The organism is Pseudomonas sp. LD120, assembly GCF_009861525.1.
GTDB lineage: Bacteria > Pseudomonadota > Gammaproteobacteria > Pseudomonadales > Pseudomonadaceae > Aquipseudomonas.
In genome coordinates this window covers 2,197,839-2,213,232 of record NZ_WVHL01000005.1, presented here as the reverse complement: position 1 = coordinate 2,213,232, position 15,394 = coordinate 2,197,839, and the positions used below count along the sequence as shown (strand labels likewise).

Here is a 15,394-nt window from a genome sequence, read left to right as displayed (position 1 = left end):
CGCCGCGAATGCGGCAATCGCCGACATCCCTCTAGGAGCAACTCCCGCAGAGGAATACAATCGCCAGCCGCGCTCCGATGGCTGATCTGCTTCGCATGTTGACCTGTTCCGTACACCCGCTTCCCTATCGCGCCAACCCCGCCGAGTATTTCGCGGCAATTGAACACGCCCCCGGCGCCGTACTGCTCGACAGCGGCCGGCCGGCCGCCGAACGCGGCCGCTATGACCTGCTCAGCGCCTGGCCGCTGGTGGAACTGAGCGCGGCCGCCGACGAAAGCGGTGCCGGGTTCCTGCAACGCCTGCGGGACAGCCTCGAACACCTGGGCCAGGCCAAGGTACCGGCACCTTATGAACTGCCTTTCGCCGGTGGCCTGATCGGCTACCTCGGGTATGACTTCGGCCGTCGCTTGGAGCGCCTGCCGAGCCAGGCCCAGGATGACCTGCACCTGCCTGACGCGCGCCTTGGCCTGTACGCCTGGGCGCTGATCAGCGACCACCAGTCAGGCACCAGCCAACTGCTGTTCCACCCCAGCCTGGCGGCCGCCGAGCGCCAACGGCTGATCCAGCTGTTCCAGCAGCCACTGGCAACGGACGTAGCCGCATTCAAGCTCACCCGCGCCATGCGCGCCGACCTGACGCCCGACGCCTACCGCCAGGCATTCCAGCGCATCCAGCATTACATCCAGGCCGGCGACTGCTATCAGGTGAACTTCGCCCAGCGGTTTCGCGGCCAGTACCAGGGCGACCCCTGGGGCGCCTACTGCGCCTTGCGCGCCGCCTGCCCGACGCCCTTCTCCGGTTTTCAGCGCCTGCCCGACGGTGGCGCGCTGCTCAGCCTGTCGCCGGAGCGCTTCGTTCACGTCAGCCAGGGCCGGGTAGAAACCCGGCCGATCAAGGGCACTCGCCCGCGCAGCCAAGCCGCCGCCGAAGACGCGGCCAACGCTGCGCAGTTGCTGGCCAGCCCCAAGGACCGTGCAGAAAACCTGATGATCGTCGACCTGCTACGCAACGACCTGGGGCGTACCTGCCGCATTGGCTCAGTACGCGTGCCAGAACTGTTCAGCCTGGAAAGCTACCCCAACGTGCACCACCTGGTGAGCAGCGTCACCGGCGAACTGGCGGACGACAAGGACGCCCTGGACCTGATCGCCGGCAGCTTCCCCGGCGGCTCGATCACCGGCGCGCCGAAAATCCGCTCGATGCAAATCATCGACGAGCTGGAACCGACGCGCCGCGCCCTGTACTGCGGCTCGCTGCTGTACCTGGACGTGCGCGGGGAAATGGACAGTTCCATCGCCATTCGCAGCCTGCTGGCTAAAGATGGGCAGATCAGTTGCTGGGGCGGCGGCGGGATTGTCGCGGATTCGGACTGGCAGGCGGAGTACCAGGAATCCATCACCAAGGTACGAGTGTTGCTGGAGACCCTGCAAAAGCTCTGACCCCTGCAGCCGCTGCCGCAGGCTGCGATCGACTCCGAAGGCAGCGGCGCTCCTGTAGCCTTGAAGCCCCTGCGGGGCTTGTTACAGGCTGCGACAGCGGCTACAGCGGTTTACAGGCTCAGAGCGCGGTTGGAGGCCCTGAGGAATTGCTGCTTCAGTTCGGCAAAGCTGTGCACCGCCGGGAACTGCGGGAACTCGCGGACCACGTTGTCCGGGGCATGGAACAGGATGCCGGCATCGGCCTCGCCCAGCATCGTCGTGTCGTTGTAGGAATCCCCGGCAGCGATGACCCGGTAGTACAGGCTCTTGAAGGCCAGCACCGACTGGCGCTTGGGGTCTTTCTGACGCAGCTGATAACCGGTCACCCGACCAGCGTCATCGGTGATCAGGCGGTGGCACAGCAGGGTCGGGAAACCCAGTTGACGCATCAAGGGCTGGGAAAACTCATAGAAGGTGTCGGAGAGGATCACCACCTGGAAGCGCTCGCGCAGCCAGTTGACGAACTCCACCGCGCCGTCCAGGGGCTTGAGGGTGGCGATCACTTCCTGGATGTCCGACAGCTTCAGGCCGTGCTCATCGAGGATGCGCAGGCGCTGCTTCATCAATACGTCGTAGTCGGGAATATCCCGGGTGGTTGCCTTGAGGGATTCAATCCCGGTTTTTTCGGCAAAGGCGATCCAGATTTCCGGGACCAGTACACCTTCCAGATCGAGACAGGCAATTTCCACAAGACACTCCCCATTGCTTCTGATTATTTGAATTGAGCGAGAAAAAGGACTGCCGAACTCTAGCGACTCGCCTGCGCAGGCGCAACGCAGAGGAGCGCGCCAGGGCCGGGTGGATTTTGTTAAGATCGCCCCCCTATAGAGCGCACAGCGCCACCGACCTGTAGGAAACCGCCCTGATGACCCCATCGTTCGACGTCGCTGAACTCGCTACGACCTATGCCAACAAATCCGCCCAGGACATTCTCAAGCTGGCCTTCGCCCAGTTCGGTGACGACCTGTGGATCTCCTTCAGCGGCGCCGAGGATGTGGTGCTGGTGGACATGGCCTGGAAGCTGAACAAGAACGTCAAGGTGTTCAGCCTGGACACCGGGCGCCTGCACCCGGAAACCTACCGTTTCATCGATCAGGTGCGCGAACACTACAAGATCGACATCGAACTGATCTCGCCGGACCACAGCAAGCTCGAACCCTTCGTCAAGGAAAAGGGCCTGTTCAGCTTCTACAAGGACGGCCACGGCGAATGCTGCGGCATCCGCAAGATCGAACCGCTGCGACGCAAACTGTCCACCGTCAGCGCCTGGGCCACCGGCCAGCGCCGCGACCAGAGCCCGGGCACCCGCAGCCAGGTGGCGGTGCTGGAGATCGACAGCGCCTTCTCCACCCCGGAACGTCCCCTGTACAAGTTCAACCCGCTGGCGCAGATGAGCAGCGAAGAGATCTGGGGCTACATCCGCATGCTGGAACTGCCGTACAACAGCCTGCATGAGCGCGGCTTCATCAGCATCGGCTGCGAGCCCTGCACCCGCCCGGTACTGCCCAACCAGCACGAGCGCGAAGGCCGCTGGTGGTGGGAAGAAGCCACCCAGAAGGAATGCGGCCTGCACGCCGGCAACCTCATCAGCAAAGCCTGACCCTCCCCCTTCTCCCCTGGAACCGGCTTGCCGGCGAAAGCCCCTCGCCCTGAGGACGCGTTCGCCGGCAAACGGAACGCCAACCGACGCACCCGCAAACCTGTACACATAAATGTCACCAAGGGTGCCATTTATGTGTGCACTTTCAGCAACCTCCGCCCCAAAAAGTGACAGGCCTTTCTGCCGTCAACATTCATACGACAGCCAATCGCATCCGCCGAAAAATAAATACCTGTTCAAACGGTCAATTTTTAATCCATCTGTTTCATACAGTTAGGAGTAGCCCATAACAAAACGAAATCAGCAGCCGATTTCATAGTTTCAAAACTGGCACAGAAGTGGCTTTAGTCGACCTATGTTTTGTATACAAAAACATCAAAATATACATACACTAACCGTCCGCACGCCTGATCCACGACTCAAGCTGCAGATGCCCAGAACCCAGTGATTCCGCCCCTGCGACGAAGATTGTCGAGCCTTGCGCTCAAGCACAGTCATCCAGGGCCGGAATCAGGAGCCGCCGGAATGCACACCAGCCCTTCCAACAACATCGCACTGGATCTGCCCTCCTCGCCGCACTCGCACCACCTGCAACAGCCCATCGCCACAACCGACCCGGACAGCGTCATCCTCAGCCCGCGCCTGCACAATCGCGACCTGGCGCCAACCAAGGTCGAAGGCCGGCGCTGGGGTGGCTACAGCATCTTCGCCCTGTGGACCAACGATGTGCACAACATCGCCAACTACTCCTTTGCCATCGGCCTCTACGCCCTGGGCCTGGGTGGCTGGCAGATCCTCCTGTCGCTGGGAATAGGCGCGGCGCTGGTGTACTTCTTCATGAACCTGTCCGGCTACATGGGACAGAAGACCGGGGTGCCGTTCCCGGTGATCAGCCGCATCAGCTTCGGCATCCATGGCGCACAGATACCGGCGTTGATCCGCGCGGTGATCGCCATCGCCTGGTTCGGCATCCAGACCTACCTGGCGTCAGTGGTGTTTCGGGTTTTACTGACCGCCATCCACCCAGGCTTCGCCGACTATGACCACGACTCGATCCTCGGCCTGTCCACACTAGGTTGGGCCTGCTTCGTGGTGATCTGGCTGGTGCAGTTGGTGATCCTCGCCTACGGCATGGAAATGATCCGTCGCTACGAAGCGTTCGCCGGGCCGATCATTCTGCTGACCGTGGCCTGCCTGGCGGCCTGGATGTACACCCAGGCCGACGGACAGATCGCCTGGTCGATTCGCGAGCCCCTGAGTGGCGGAGAAATGTGGCGGCAGATCTTCGCCGGCGGCGCATTGTGGCTGGCGATCTACGGCACGCTGATCCTCAATTTCTGCGACTTCGCCCGCTCCTCGCCGTGCCGCAAGACCATCAAGGTCGGCAACTTCTGGGGCCTGCCGGTGAACATCCTGGTGTTCGCCACCATCACCGTGCTGCTGTGCGGCGCGCAGTTCCAGATCAATGGCCGGGTCATCGAGAGCCCCACCGAAATCATCGCTTCGATTCCCAACACCCTGTTCCTGGTCCTGGGTTGCCTGGCCTTCCTGATCGTCACCGTGGCGGTGAACATCATGGCCAACTTCGTCGCACCGGCCTTCGTCCTCAGCAACCTGGCCCCCAAATACCTGACCTTCCGCCGCGCCGGGCTGATCAGTGCGGCGCTGGCGGTGCTGATCCTGCCGTGGAACCTGTACAACAGCCCGCTGGTGATCGTGTATTTCCTCTCCGGCCTGGGCGCCCTGCTAGGCCCGTTGTACGGGGTGATCATGGTGGACTACTGGATCCTGCGCAAAGCCCAGATCCACGTGCCACAGCTGTACAGCGAAGACCCGCAAGGCGCGTACTTCTATAGCCGCGGGGTCAATCTGCGAGCGGTGGCGGCCTTCGTGCCCGCGGCGCTGATTGCCATCGTGCTGGCCCTGGTGCCGGGCTTTGCCAGCGTCTCACCCTTTTCCTGGCTGATCGGCGCCGGCATCGCCGGCCTGCTGTACCTGATCATCGCCAAGCGCCAGCCCGGTTACGCGGACGTCAGCGGCGAATCCATCGCCGTGGACAACGTCAGCCATTGAACCTGAACGGCCCGGTACGCCGGGCCCTGAACTGCCCAACCTGCAAGGAACCCCCATGCGCATTCTCGTGGTCAACGTCAACACCACCGACAGCATCACCCAGGCCATCGCCCGCCAGGCACAAAGCGTGGCGGCGCCGGGCACCGAGATCATCGGCCTGACTCCCTACTTCGGCGCCGAATCGGTGGAAGGCAACTTCGAAAGCTACCTGGCGGCCATTGCCGTGATGGACCGGGTACTGGCCTACGACCAGCCCTATGACGCGGTGATCCAGGCCGGCTACGGCGAGCACGGCCGCGAAGGCCTGCAGGAGCTGCTGAATGTGCCGGTGGTGGACATCACCGACGCCGCCGCCAGCACGGCGATGTTCCTCGGCCACGCCTACTCGGTAGTCACCACCCTGGACCGCACCGTGCCGCTGATCGAAGACCGGCTCAAGCTGTCCGGCCTCTATGAGCGCTGCGCCTCGGTACGAGCCAGCGGCCTGGCGGTGCTGGAACTGGAGGAAGACCCGCTGCGGGCGGTGGAGTCCATCGTGCACCAGGCCGAACGGGCGGTGACCGAGGACAAGGCCGAGGTCATCTGCCTGGGCTGTGGCGGCATGGCCGGACTGGATGAACAGATCCGCCAGCGCACCGGGGTGCCGGTGGTGGATGGGGTCACGGCGGCGGTGACCATTGCCGAATCGCTGGTACGCCTGGGGTTGTCCACCTCGAAGGTACGCACCTACGCGACGCCACGGCCAAAAAAGGTGCTTGGCTGGCCGCTGCGTTCAGGGCGCTGAGTCAGGCAACTGCCGGGTTCGCCGGCGAGCCGGTTGCTACAGGGCGCTGAAGGTTTGCGCCAGGCCCTGTTCGGCGAACTGCTCGATGACGAAGTCGACAAAGGCCCGGGTCTTGCCCGGGAGCATCTTGTGCTCGGCGTAGTAGATCGAGGTGAAGCCGTCGTCGACGTACCAATCCGGCAAGACCCGTTGCAGCGCGCCGGAACGCAGGTAGTTGACGGCAAACGGCATGCTCACCAGGGCCAACCCCAGGTCCTGGGCGGCCGCCACGCAGGCCGCCTCGGAATCGCTCATGGTCATGCTGGCCTTGAGCTCCAACGGGCGCACGCTACCGCCGCGCCCGCTGAGTTGCCAGGGACGGATGCGGCCGGTCTGCGGAGAGCGGATCAGGATCCCCCGGCAATGCTGCAGGTCCTGCGGATCATGGATCGGCGCCCGCCCCGCGAGATAGGCCGGGCTGGCCACCAGCACCCGATGGGCCGGTGCCAGGCGCCGGGCGACCACCCCTTGTGGCAACTCGAAACCGCCACCGATGGCGGCATCGAAGCCCTGGCCGATCAGGTCCACCTGGCGATTGTCGAAATGCCAGTCCGGCTGGATGTCCGGGTAACGCTGCAGGAAGCTGGCGAGCATCGGCACGATGTAAAAACAGCCAAATACCGTTCCCATGCTGACCTTGAGCGTGCCTGCCGGGCGCCCCTGGACGGTGGACAAGCTGCTCACGGCATTCTGGATGGTCTGCAGGCTGTCGCTGACTTCTGCCAGGAACAAGCGTCCGGCCTCGGTCAGGGTCAAACGCCGGGTACTGCGCTGGAACAAACGCACGCCCACCCGCGCCTCCAGCTTGGCCACGCTTTTACCCACCGCGGCCGGGGTCAATCCCAGGCGTCGCGCCGCCTCGGCAAAACTGCCGACTTCAGCGCTGCGGACAAAACATTCGATACTGCTGAAGGCTTCCATAAGCGACCACTCTAAACTTTTGGTTTATACAGAGTATAGGAATTAGCGGCTACACAGAGGCCAATCAGCGGTCGATACTCGCTCCCAGATCAAGGCAACCCGGCCTTGAATTTCTGGAGAAGCATATGAGCAAACATGACCTGAGTGGCAAAGTGGCCCTGATCCAGGGCGGTTCCCGCGGTATCGGCGCGGCCATCGTCGAGCGCCTGGCGGCCGAAGGCGCCAGCGTCGCCTTTACCTACGTCAGTTCGACGAGCAAGGCCCAGGCGCTGCAGGCGCGCGTCACGGCCAACGGCGGCAAGGCCCTGGCAATCCACGCCGACAGCGCCGACGCCGAGGCCATTCGCCGCGCCGTGAACGACACCGTGCAGGCCTTTGGCCGCCTCGACATTCTGGTGAACAACGCCGGCGTACTGGCCATGGCGCCCCTGGATGAGTTCAAGCTGGAGGATTTCGACCGGACCCTGGCGATCAACGTGCGCAGCGTGTTCATCGCCACCCAGGAAGCGGCGCGGCACATGGGCGAAGGCGCACGCATCATCAACATCGGCAGCACCAACGCCGAGCGCATGCCCTTCCCCGGCGGCGGCCCCTACGCCATGAGCAAGGCCGCGCTGGTGGGCCTGACCAAGGGCCTGGCCCGGGACCTGGGCCCGCGGGGCATCACCATCAACAACGTCCAGCCCGGCCCGGTGGACACCGACATGAACCCGGCAGACGGTGACTTCGCCGACAGCCTGCTGGACCTGATGGCCATCCGCCGTTATGGCCACGCCGAGGAAATCGCCGGTTTCGTCGCCTACCTGGCCAGCCCGGAAGCGGGCTACATCACCGGCGCCAGCCTGACCATCGACGGCGGTTTCGGCGCCTGATTCCGACCCGCATAAAAAGCCGGGCCGGGGCTCTGTGCCCCGGCCCGGCCGGTGTGCAACAGGTGCGCGGGATCAATCAGGGTTCGCGGCGCAGACGATGTTGATGATCCGATCAGGGACGAAGATGAACTTCAGCAAGCGCCCGCCAGACAGCCAGCGTTGCACCGTTGCATCCTCCAGCACCTGGGCCTTCACTGCCTCTTCCGTCATCCCCCGCTGCAGCATGATGCGGGTCCGCAACTTGCCATTGATGGAGACCGGGCATTCGAACTGCGCCTCATACAGCACACGTTCGTCGGCGACGGGATAACCGCAATCGAGGATCGACCGCGAGTGCCCCAAGGCCTCGGACCACAGTTCTTCAGTAATGAACGGCGCATAGGGGTGCAACAGCTTGAGCAACAGCTCCAGCACACCACGCTTATGGCACTGCAAGACGCTGAGCTGGTTCACGCAGATCATCAGAGCGGCAATCGCGGTGTTGTAGGACATGTCCTCGGTGGCACGCCCTACCTTGGCAATCGCCGTGTGCACCGCCTTGAGTTCCTCGTCGCCGGGCTCAAGGTCATCCACGATCACCGCGCCCTGCTCGTCCAGAAACAGACGCCAGACCTTCTGCAGGAACTTGTGCGGGCCGTCGATGGATTGCGTCGACCAGATGGCGGTCTGGTCGATCGGCCCGAGGAACATTTCATGCAGGCGGAAGGTGTCCGCCCCATAGACCTCGATCAGGTCATCGGGATTGACCACGTTGTACTTGGACTTGGACATCTTTTCCGACAGGCGATCACACAGGAACACGCCCTTGGAGCAGACAAAGGTGCCTTCGGTGTAGGTCTGGCGCCATGTGCGAAGGGCGTCGATATCCACCTGGTTCTTGTCATTCACCATGCTGATATCGACATACAGCGGCTGCACATCCCGCCCGTCCTTGAGATCGGCGGAGACGAATTCATGGGTCGCCTTGTCCCGATAGATGATCGCCGAGACGCCAAGGATCATGCCCTGGCACAAGACCCGCTTGAAGGGCTCGGAAAAACTCAGCACACCGCGATCCTTGAGGAAATGCGTCCAGAAGCGCGAGTACAGCAGGTGGCCGGTGGCATGCTCGGAACCGCCGACATACAGGTCCACGGCCTGCCAGTAGGCCAGGGCCTCCTTCGACACGGGCTCACGGCTGTTGGTCGGGTCCATGTACCTGAGGAAGTACCAGCTCGACCCGGCCCAACCGGGCATGGTGGTGGTTTCATACTTGCAGCCGCCATAGCGCCAGCTACGGGCCCGCTCCAACGGTGGCTCACCCTCGCTGGTCGGCAGGAAGGCCTCGACATCGGGCAGGGTCACCGGCAGGTCCTGCTCGGGCACCACACGAGGAATGCCCTGCTCGTCGTAATACACCGGGATCGGCTCGCCCCAATAGCGCTGGCGGCCAAAAATCGCATCGCGGATACGGTAATTGAAGGTGCGCTTGGCGGTTCCGGTCGCCACCAGGCGCTGCAGGATCCACTCAGTAGCCTCGGCACGCAGCATGCCACTGGCTTGCTGGGAATTGATCAGGCGGCCTTCATTGATCAGGAATGGCTTGGCGGCCTGCTCCGCCCCCTCATAGATATGCACCACAGGCAGATCGAAGGCCTGGGCAAAGTTGAAATCCCGCTGATCCCCGGAAGGGACCGCCATGATGGCGCCCGTGCCGTAATCGGCCAGGACGTAGTCGGCAATCCAGATCGGCAGGTTTTCGCCGGTCAAGGGGTGGACGGCGTAGGCGCCGGTGAACTGGCCGGTGATCCGCTCGGCCTTGGCCATCCGCTCGCGCTCGGAGCGCAAGGCCACTTCTTCGCGGTAATTGGCCACTGCGGGCTTGAGCGACGCTGAAGTGATTGCCTCGACGGCATCATGCTCAGGCGCCAGCACCAGGAACGTCGCGCCGTAAAGCGTATCCGGGCGAGTGGTGAAAACCTTGATCGAAACCTGCGAATCACGAACCTGGAAATCAATTTCCGCGCCCTGGGATTTGCCGATCCAATTGCGCTGCATATCCTTCAACGCTTCCGGCCAATCCAGACGATCAAGCCCTTCCAGCAGGCGATCGGCATACGCGCCAATGCGCAGCATCCACTGCTTCATCATCTTTTTCTGAACCGGATGGCCACCACGCTCGGAGAAACCGTCCTTGATTTCATCGTTGGCCAGCACCGTGCCCAGGGCCGGGCACCAGTTCACATAAGAGTCGGCGCGGTACGCCAATCGGTAGTTCATCAGGAACTCCGACTGCTGCAAAGGCGAGAGAGCGGCCCACTGTTGCGCACTGATGGTTGTGGTCCGCGAATCGGACCAAGCATTCACCCCGGCGTTGCCGGATTGTTCAAAGCGCTGGATCAGGGTATCGACAGGCTGGGCTTGGTGCGTATCGAGGCAGTACCAACTGTCGAACAGTTGGGAAAATATCCACTGCGTCCAGTGATAGTACTGAGCATCGGAAGTCTTGATCTCGCGGTCCGGGTCATAACAGAAACCCAGTTTTCTCAACTGCGACTTGAACGTGGCAATGTTCTTGTCAGTGGTCACTCTTGGGTGCTGTCCGGTTTCGATTGCATACTGTTCCGCGGGTAACCCGAAAGAGTCGAAACCCATGGGATGCAAAACATTGAAACCAGCCATTCGTTTAAAACGACTATATACGTCAGTCGCAATATATCCGCGCGGGTGCCCAACATGCAGACCGGCACCCGAAGGATAAGGAAACATGTCAAGGCAATAATATTTAGGCAGAGAAGTATCTAGTTCAACGGAGTAATGCTTTTCATTTTCCCAGCGAGCGAGCCATTTATCTTCTATCTTCCTGATACTTTCCGTCTTCATGAACAACTCCTGAAAAATGCCGCACGCACTCATTTACGAGGGCGGAATATATTACAGTCGACTACCATTCGCAACGCGCGGCAGATTGCTTTAGGAGACGCACTTAATGTTCGAATAAGCTGTTTTCGGGTTTGCGCCCAAGCATATAGGCACGCCCTTGTTGAGCATTAGATCCGCTGCCGATTGCCCAGTTGCGATCATCTCGTTCAGCGCTTGCAGATAACCACTCTCGAGCTTGGATGCACCCTGATACTGCAACCCCTGAGCGGCCAGCCCGACCAGGCGTCGAATCCCTTCGGCCAGCGAGTTCCCCGCCCCATCGACCCCGGCCATGCCGAACTCCGCGGCCTGGGCATACTTGCGATTCAACTCGACGGAAGTCTGCCCGCCCAGCATGTCCAACGCGGCATCAAGAGCCTCTTCGCTATAGGCCAGGCCCTTCCAGAAGGCCGCGAGTGAAGCGGCGAAGTGAGGCGCACAGGTGTCGGCCGAGCGAAACTCGACAATGTTCTTCAGCCGGGCCTCAGGGTAGAGGGTACCCAGGTGCATGATCCAATCCTGAAGCGTGGCAGCGCCCGAGGCCGCCCCCCGGCGCATGTAGTCGCGAAAACTCAGGTCGTTCATGTGGATCAACTGCCCTTCACGCTGAATGAACAGCAGCGGTTTCTCCAGGGCCCAGTCAACATAGTGCTCAAAGGTATGGGCGCTGAAGTGTGCGCGCAACATGAACTCGGGAATCCCGGAGCGTTGCTGATCGAATTGGGTCCAGGCATGCATCCGATGACTTTTATAGCGGCTGGTGGCCGCCGAAAAGTACGGGGAGTTGGCGAACAACGCGACGATGTAAGGCTGACAGGCAACCCCCAACTGCAACAACTTGCCCGCATGCCGCTCGGAGAAGTAGTCGACGGAAACCTGCATCGAGGCCGTCATCTTCTGCCCGGCCGAAGCCCCCGAGACCTTTTCCAGGATAGGCATCATGTGCAAGTAGCGAGTGCGCGGCACCGTCGCCACCGACGCCACGCCCCCGTAAGGCCGATAACCGATGGGCAGCAACGAAATGGCCAGGCACTGGCAGACCTGATCCAGTTCCCGCAGAAACACTTCAAGTTCGATAACAACATCGGACACCAGACGCAGCGCCGATGAAGAGAACTCCACCTGGCCACCGGGCTCCAGGCTGATGACCGTGCCGCCGCGCCTCAAACCGATAATCAAGCCATCGTCATAAACCGGCAAATAGCCATATGCCAGCAAGCCCTTGAAGATGCTCGACAGGCTGCGCAAGCCAAAGAACGGCACACTCAGGGAAGTCGCCTTATCAATCAGGATCAACTCGTACTCAAGTCCGATCAATGCCGAAGTCCGGCGTTTTATATGCCGATGAAAATAGGCAATGCAATCTTCCTTGGTGATGGTGCTTGCGCCCAATACTTCCAGCAATTCAGCGGCCATATTGATTCCCTCCTACTAAGCCAGCAGATCCTGGAGATCAGTGAGTGCCATCACCAACGTGTCGATATCTTCACGACTGTTGTAAAGATGCATCGAGACCCGCAAGGCGCCATTAATTCCACTGTTGCGGTAGAGCGGCTGGTTGCACTGGTATCCGGAACTCAGCGCAATGTCGTAACGATCGGAAAGAATCCGCGAGACGAAGCCGATATCGACCTTGCCGACGGCAACCAGAGGAAAAATCGGCAGGTGCTGTGGCCCGACGGGGAAGGCGATTTCAATATTGCGCACCGATTGAATCTGCGACAGGAAATAGCGCTCCAGATCCTCATCGTGGTCTTGCACCCACTGCCCGCCCAGGCCGTTGATATAGTCGACCGCCGCCCCCAGCCCGATGGCGCCTTCAATGTTCGGCGTGCCGGCCTCGAACCGACCAGGGCCGGATTGATAACTGACGTCGCCCTGCTCCACTTTGTTGACCATGCCGCCGCCATAGCGATAGCTGTGCATCGACGCCTGGAGATCACGCCGCATGTACAGCGCGCCAATCCCCGAGGGGCCGAACATCTTGTGCCCGGAAAGGGCGAGAAAATCACAATCGATCTGCCCGACATTGACCGGGATATGGCCAACGGTCTGCGCCGCATCCAGCAGGCTCAGCGCCCCCCGCGCCCGGGCGATCTGACAGATTTGCCTGACGGGTTGCACGTTGCCGGTGACATTCGATGCATGGCAGACCGCGACCAGCCGGGCCGGGTCGGCGGCAAGCAACGAATCCAGATGATCCAGGTCGATACAACCGTTCTGATCCAGACGGGCAACCGTGACTCGACACCTGGATAACCAGGGCAGGAGATTGGAATGGTGCTCCAGGGGCGAAACCACTACATGGTCGCCCTTGCCCAACGCCAAAGCGTGGGCGAGCAGATTGATCGAGTCCGTGCAATTGGCGGTAAAGATCACTTCGTCGGCGCTGCACCCCAGAAAGCAGGCCAGCTTGTTGCGCGACGACTCAAACAGTTGGGTGGACAACTGAGCGTACTGATGATTGGAGCGCCCGACATTGCTACCGGCATGCAGGTAAAAGTCAGTGATGGCGCTGATCACCGACGCGGGTTTCAACGAGGTGGATGAACTGTCCAGGTAGATCCGCTGATTATCCCGAAAGAACGGAAAGTCACTGCGCGCATCCGGCAACACCATGTATTTCACATCCAAGGCTTGCATAACATTCTCTCTTTTTTTAATGAGGGACGACTCTTCACGAACCCGCTATTTGATAATTGCAAACTTTCCCGAGGCTTGCGGCGCAATGCTTGGAACAGCCATTGATTCAACACTACGCATATGGCCAAACCAGCCACGCAGGCACCGCTCGACGGCCGGCAGGGCGGCGTCGTGTTCCTGGACATCCGAAACGTAGAACAGCGTGACCTTGTGCTCGGTCACCTGCAGTTGATACTGCCGGACCCAAGGCGCGGAAACGGCAAACAACTCGTCAAGATCGGCGAGGGTCTTGAGCTCCCCATCATCGGCCACCAGGCAGTCCCTGATACGGCCATGCAGCTTCAGCAACGGAATGTCATCCACGGTGCCGAAGACCTTATTCGACCACTCGCCTTCCGGCACTTCGACAAGGTCCCCGGTGGCATAGCGCAACAAAGGCATCAGCGGGTTTTTCCAGGACGTGACAATCAACTCGAACAGATTGCGCCGGGCCAGGTACGGCCTGAGTTCGACCAGTGTGTCGTGGCCACAACGGACAAAAGTGCCGCTGCGATTCTGCATGAACAGCACACCCAACTCCGTCGAGCCATACATGCTGAGTACCGGCAAACCATAGGCGCTCTCGATCAGCCGGCGAACATTGGTGGTCATGTACTCGTAGGAGGCTGCGATGTAGTCAGGGATATAAAGAGGCTCGGCAATCCGGTACTGCGCACGCTTGCTGAGGAAGATCGCGAGATAGGTCGGATCTATCTCCAGAAGTCTTGGCGCAAACATCCGCAGTTCGGCATCGATGCGCTGGATATCGCTGAGCGTCCAGCGCGTAGGGTCCGGATGCGTATTCAGGCTCAGCACCCCATTGTGGATGCGCTGCTGGTAGTCCGGGTCGTCAAGAAAGCACGACACCGCGGAACAGGCCGCCGTCGTCAGTACCGCTTTCCTGTCGTGCTCCATCGAATAGCCAACCATGTCCGCCACCCGCTGATAGGCGCGCTTGAACTCACGCCCCCACCAGCCCTTGTAACGAATGATCTGGAGAATCTGGGAGCTGCTCCCGGAGGTATTGGCGAACTCGACATCGCCGCCCTCGATGCCGACGCGCATCGCCTGGGTCATGAAGTTTCCAGGAAACCCGGAAATGATTACCTGCTTGCTCAACAGCGGAATATCGGCGCAGTCGCCCGCCTCGAAGAATGCGTCGAGGCTCTTCATCAAGGGCTGATAAAGGGGAACCTGGAAGTGTTCAATTGACATGTTGCCGACTCCTTGTGGCAGCCTCACTGGCGAATGTTTTCCATATCTGCAGGTGTTCGGGATGATTGATCAGGGTCTTTTCTATATGCCCCTGCAGCCCCAGGACGAAATGCTCGTGACTGGCCAGCTCCACCGCCTCGACCATCCCATCGGCGGCCATCGCGCAGGCTTTCAAGCCCGGCGCCAGGTGCTTGATCGCCTGGTGGTGCACCGACGAAACGCTGAAGCTGCGCTTGTCGATTATCCGATAGAGCCGGCTCTGCGGATCGACGTCCACCGGGTGATAGTTGATCCAGCCATCGGGGTCGATCGCGTGCTCGACCCCTCGGTCGGGGATCTCCTGATGCAGCGAGCCGCCTTCGGCAACGTTGATCAATTGCAGGCCCCGGCAGACCCCGAGAATCGGTAGCCGCCGGGACCTGGCCTGCCGGTACAAGGCCAACTCCAGTGCGTCACGGTCCTTGTCGGGACTGAGCATCAGCGGCCGCTTGTAAGGCTCACCGATTCCCGAGACCTGCGCCGAATAGCTGACCTCGCACTCCTCACCGTAACTGCTCGGACAAAGGTCCTGACCGGAGCCCAGCAACAGCCCATCGGCAATACTGAACAGGCGCTCCAACGCCTCAACGGGCATCCCCGGCACCACCATCAGCGGAACACAGCCCAGGCTGATCAACAGCTCGGTGAAACTGCAATTGAGTACGTTCATCGCCAAGGCAGCGGAGTGATTGATAGCCAGCCGCTGGCGTGCGGCGCTGATGAGAATAACGGGCTGCATCATTCAATTCCCTGAATAGGTACCTGCACCGCGCATGCGCGCAGTGCTCAG

General features: G+C 61.1%; 12 protein-coding genes. 5 read left to right on the top strand and 7 right to left on the bottom strand.

Features of this window, described 5'->3' with window-relative positions:
• The first annotated feature begins 95 nt into the window (after window positions 1-95).
• On the top strand, window positions 96-1,439 hold the full coding sequence (gene pabB, locus PLD_RS24500) for an aminodeoxychorismate synthase component I (protein WP_159898198.1): 1,344 nt from the start codon (window positions 96-98) through the stop codon (window positions 1,437-1,439).
• Between the two features lie 110 nt (window positions 1,440-1,549).
• Here pabB and thrH read toward each other — a convergent pair whose 3' ends face one another.
• Window positions 1,550-2,167, bottom strand: coding sequence for a bifunctional phosphoserine phosphatase/homoserine phosphotransferase ThrH (gene thrH, locus PLD_RS24495; RefSeq protein ID WP_159897298.1), 618 nt, complete (start codon window positions 2,165-2,167; stop codon window positions 1,550-1,552).
• A gap of 176 nt (window positions 2,168-2,343) precedes the next feature.
• On the opposite strand from thrH, the gene PLD_RS24490 reads away from it, so the two are divergent.
• The 3 genes from PLD_RS24490 (at window position 2,344) to PLD_RS24480 (ending at window position 5,935) form a co-directional block, all read left to right on the top strand.
• A complete protein-coding gene (locus PLD_RS24490) occupies window positions 2,344-3,078 on the top strand; it encodes a phosphoadenylyl-sulfate reductase (RefSeq protein ID WP_159897297.1) in 735 nt (244 codons plus the stop codon).
• A gap of 525 nt (window positions 3,079-3,603) precedes the next feature.
• Entirely contained in the window at window positions 3,604-5,151 is a 1,548-nt protein-coding gene (locus PLD_RS24485; protein ID WP_159897296.1) for an NCS1 family nucleobase:cation symporter-1, read from the top strand.
• A 55-nt stretch (window positions 5,152-5,206) separates the two neighbouring features.
• Window positions 5,207-5,935: an aspartate/glutamate racemase family protein gene (locus tag PLD_RS24480; RefSeq protein WP_159897295.1), complete on the top strand. Its 729-nt coding sequence runs from the start codon at window positions 5,207-5,209 to the stop codon at window positions 5,933-5,935.
• Between the two features lie 36 nt (window positions 5,936-5,971).
• Here the strand turns inward: PLD_RS24480 and PLD_RS24475 are convergent, their stop codons facing one another.
• Window positions 5,972-6,895, bottom strand: a complete 924-nt coding sequence (locus PLD_RS24475; RefSeq protein WP_159897294.1) for a LysR family transcriptional regulator — start codon at window positions 6,893-6,895, stop codon at window positions 5,972-5,974.
• Window positions 6,896-7,020: 125 nt separating this feature from the next.
• Between PLD_RS24475 and PLD_RS24470 the strand changes: the two genes are divergently transcribed.
• Complete coding sequence (locus tag PLD_RS24470; RefSeq protein WP_159897293.1) at window positions 7,021-7,767, top strand: 3-oxoacyl-ACP reductase family protein; 747 nt, start codon at window positions 7,021-7,023, stop codon at window positions 7,765-7,767.
• Window positions 7,768-7,839: 72 nt separating this feature from the next.
• On the opposite strand, the gene leuS is transcribed toward PLD_RS24470, so the two are convergent.
• The 5 genes from leuS to PLD_RS24445 all read right to left on the bottom strand — a co-directional run bounded on the left by leuS (window position 7,840) and on the right by PLD_RS24445 (window position 15,346).
• The gene (gene leuS / locus PLD_RS24465) at window positions 7,840-10,629 is read right to left on the bottom strand and encodes a leucine--tRNA ligase (RefSeq protein WP_159897292.1); all 2,790 of its coding nucleotides are present in this window, start codon (window positions 10,627-10,629) and stop codon (window positions 7,840-7,842) included.
• A gap of 90 nt (window positions 10,630-10,719) precedes the next feature.
• A complete protein-coding gene (locus PLD_RS24460) occupies window positions 10,720-12,084 on the bottom strand; it encodes a glutamate-cysteine ligase family protein (protein WP_159897291.1) in 1,365 nt (454 codons plus the stop codon).
• Between the two features lie 15 nt (window positions 12,085-12,099).
• Window positions 12,100-13,311, bottom strand: a complete 1,212-nt coding sequence (locus PLD_RS24455) for an aminotransferase class V-fold PLP-dependent enzyme (RefSeq protein WP_159897290.1) — start codon at window positions 13,309-13,311, stop codon at window positions 12,100-12,102.
• 45 nt (window positions 13,312-13,356) lie between these two features.
• Complete coding sequence (locus tag PLD_RS24450) at window positions 13,357-14,565, bottom strand: hypothetical protein (protein ID WP_159897289.1); 1,209 nt, start codon at window positions 14,563-14,565, stop codon at window positions 13,357-13,359.
• On the bottom strand, window positions 14,555-15,346 hold the full coding sequence (locus PLD_RS24445; RefSeq protein WP_159897288.1) for a gamma-glutamyl-gamma-aminobutyrate hydrolase family protein: 792 nt from the start codon (window positions 15,344-15,346) through the stop codon (window positions 14,555-14,557). Before PLD_RS24445 ends, PLD_RS24450 begins: the two co-directional genes overlap by 11 nt.
• Window positions 15,347-15,394: the final 48 nt, after the last annotated feature.

What these genes read in the sequence shown, in the direction of transcription:
- pabB (WP_159898198.1), top strand. Translation starts at nt 96, where the DNA reads ATGTTGACCTGTTCCGTACACCCGCTTCCCTATCGCGCCAACCCCGCC.
- PLD_RS24490 (WP_159897297.1), top strand. Translation starts at nt 2,344, where the DNA reads ATGACCCCATCGTTCGACGTCGCTGAACTCGCTACGACCTATGCCAAC.
- PLD_RS24485 (WP_159897296.1), top strand. Translation starts at nt 3,604, where the DNA reads ATGCACACCAGCCCTTCCAACAACATCGCACTGGATCTGCCCTCCTCG.
- PLD_RS24480 (WP_159897295.1), top strand. Translation starts at nt 5,207, where the DNA reads ATGCGCATTCTCGTGGTCAACGTCAACACCACCGACAGCATCACCCAG.
- PLD_RS24475 (WP_159897294.1), bottom strand. Translation starts at nt 6,895, where the DNA reads ATGGAAGCCTTCAGCAGTATCGAATGTTTTGTCCGCAGCGCTGAAGTC.
- PLD_RS24470 (WP_159897293.1), top strand. Translation starts at nt 7,021, where the DNA reads ATGAGCAAACATGACCTGAGTGGCAAAGTGGCCCTGATCCAGGGCGGT.
- leuS (WP_159897292.1), bottom strand. Translation starts at nt 10,629, where the DNA reads ATGAAGACGGAAAGTATCAGGAAGATAGAAGATAAATGGCTCGCTCGC.
- PLD_RS24460 (WP_159897291.1), bottom strand. Translation starts at nt 12,084, where the DNA reads ATGGCCGCTGAATTGCTGGAAGTATTGGGCGCAAGCACCATCACCAAG.
- PLD_RS24455 (WP_159897290.1), bottom strand. Translation starts at nt 13,311, where the DNA reads ATGCAAGCCTTGGATGTGAAATACATGGTGTTGCCGGATGCGCGCAGT.
- PLD_RS24450 (WP_159897289.1), bottom strand. Translation starts at nt 14,565, where the DNA reads ATGTCAATTGAACACTTCCAGGTTCCCCTTTATCAGCCCTTGATGAAG.
- PLD_RS24445 (WP_159897288.1), bottom strand. Translation starts at nt 15,346, where the DNA reads ATGATGCAGCCCGTTATTCTCATCAGCGCCGCACGCCAGCGGCTGGCT.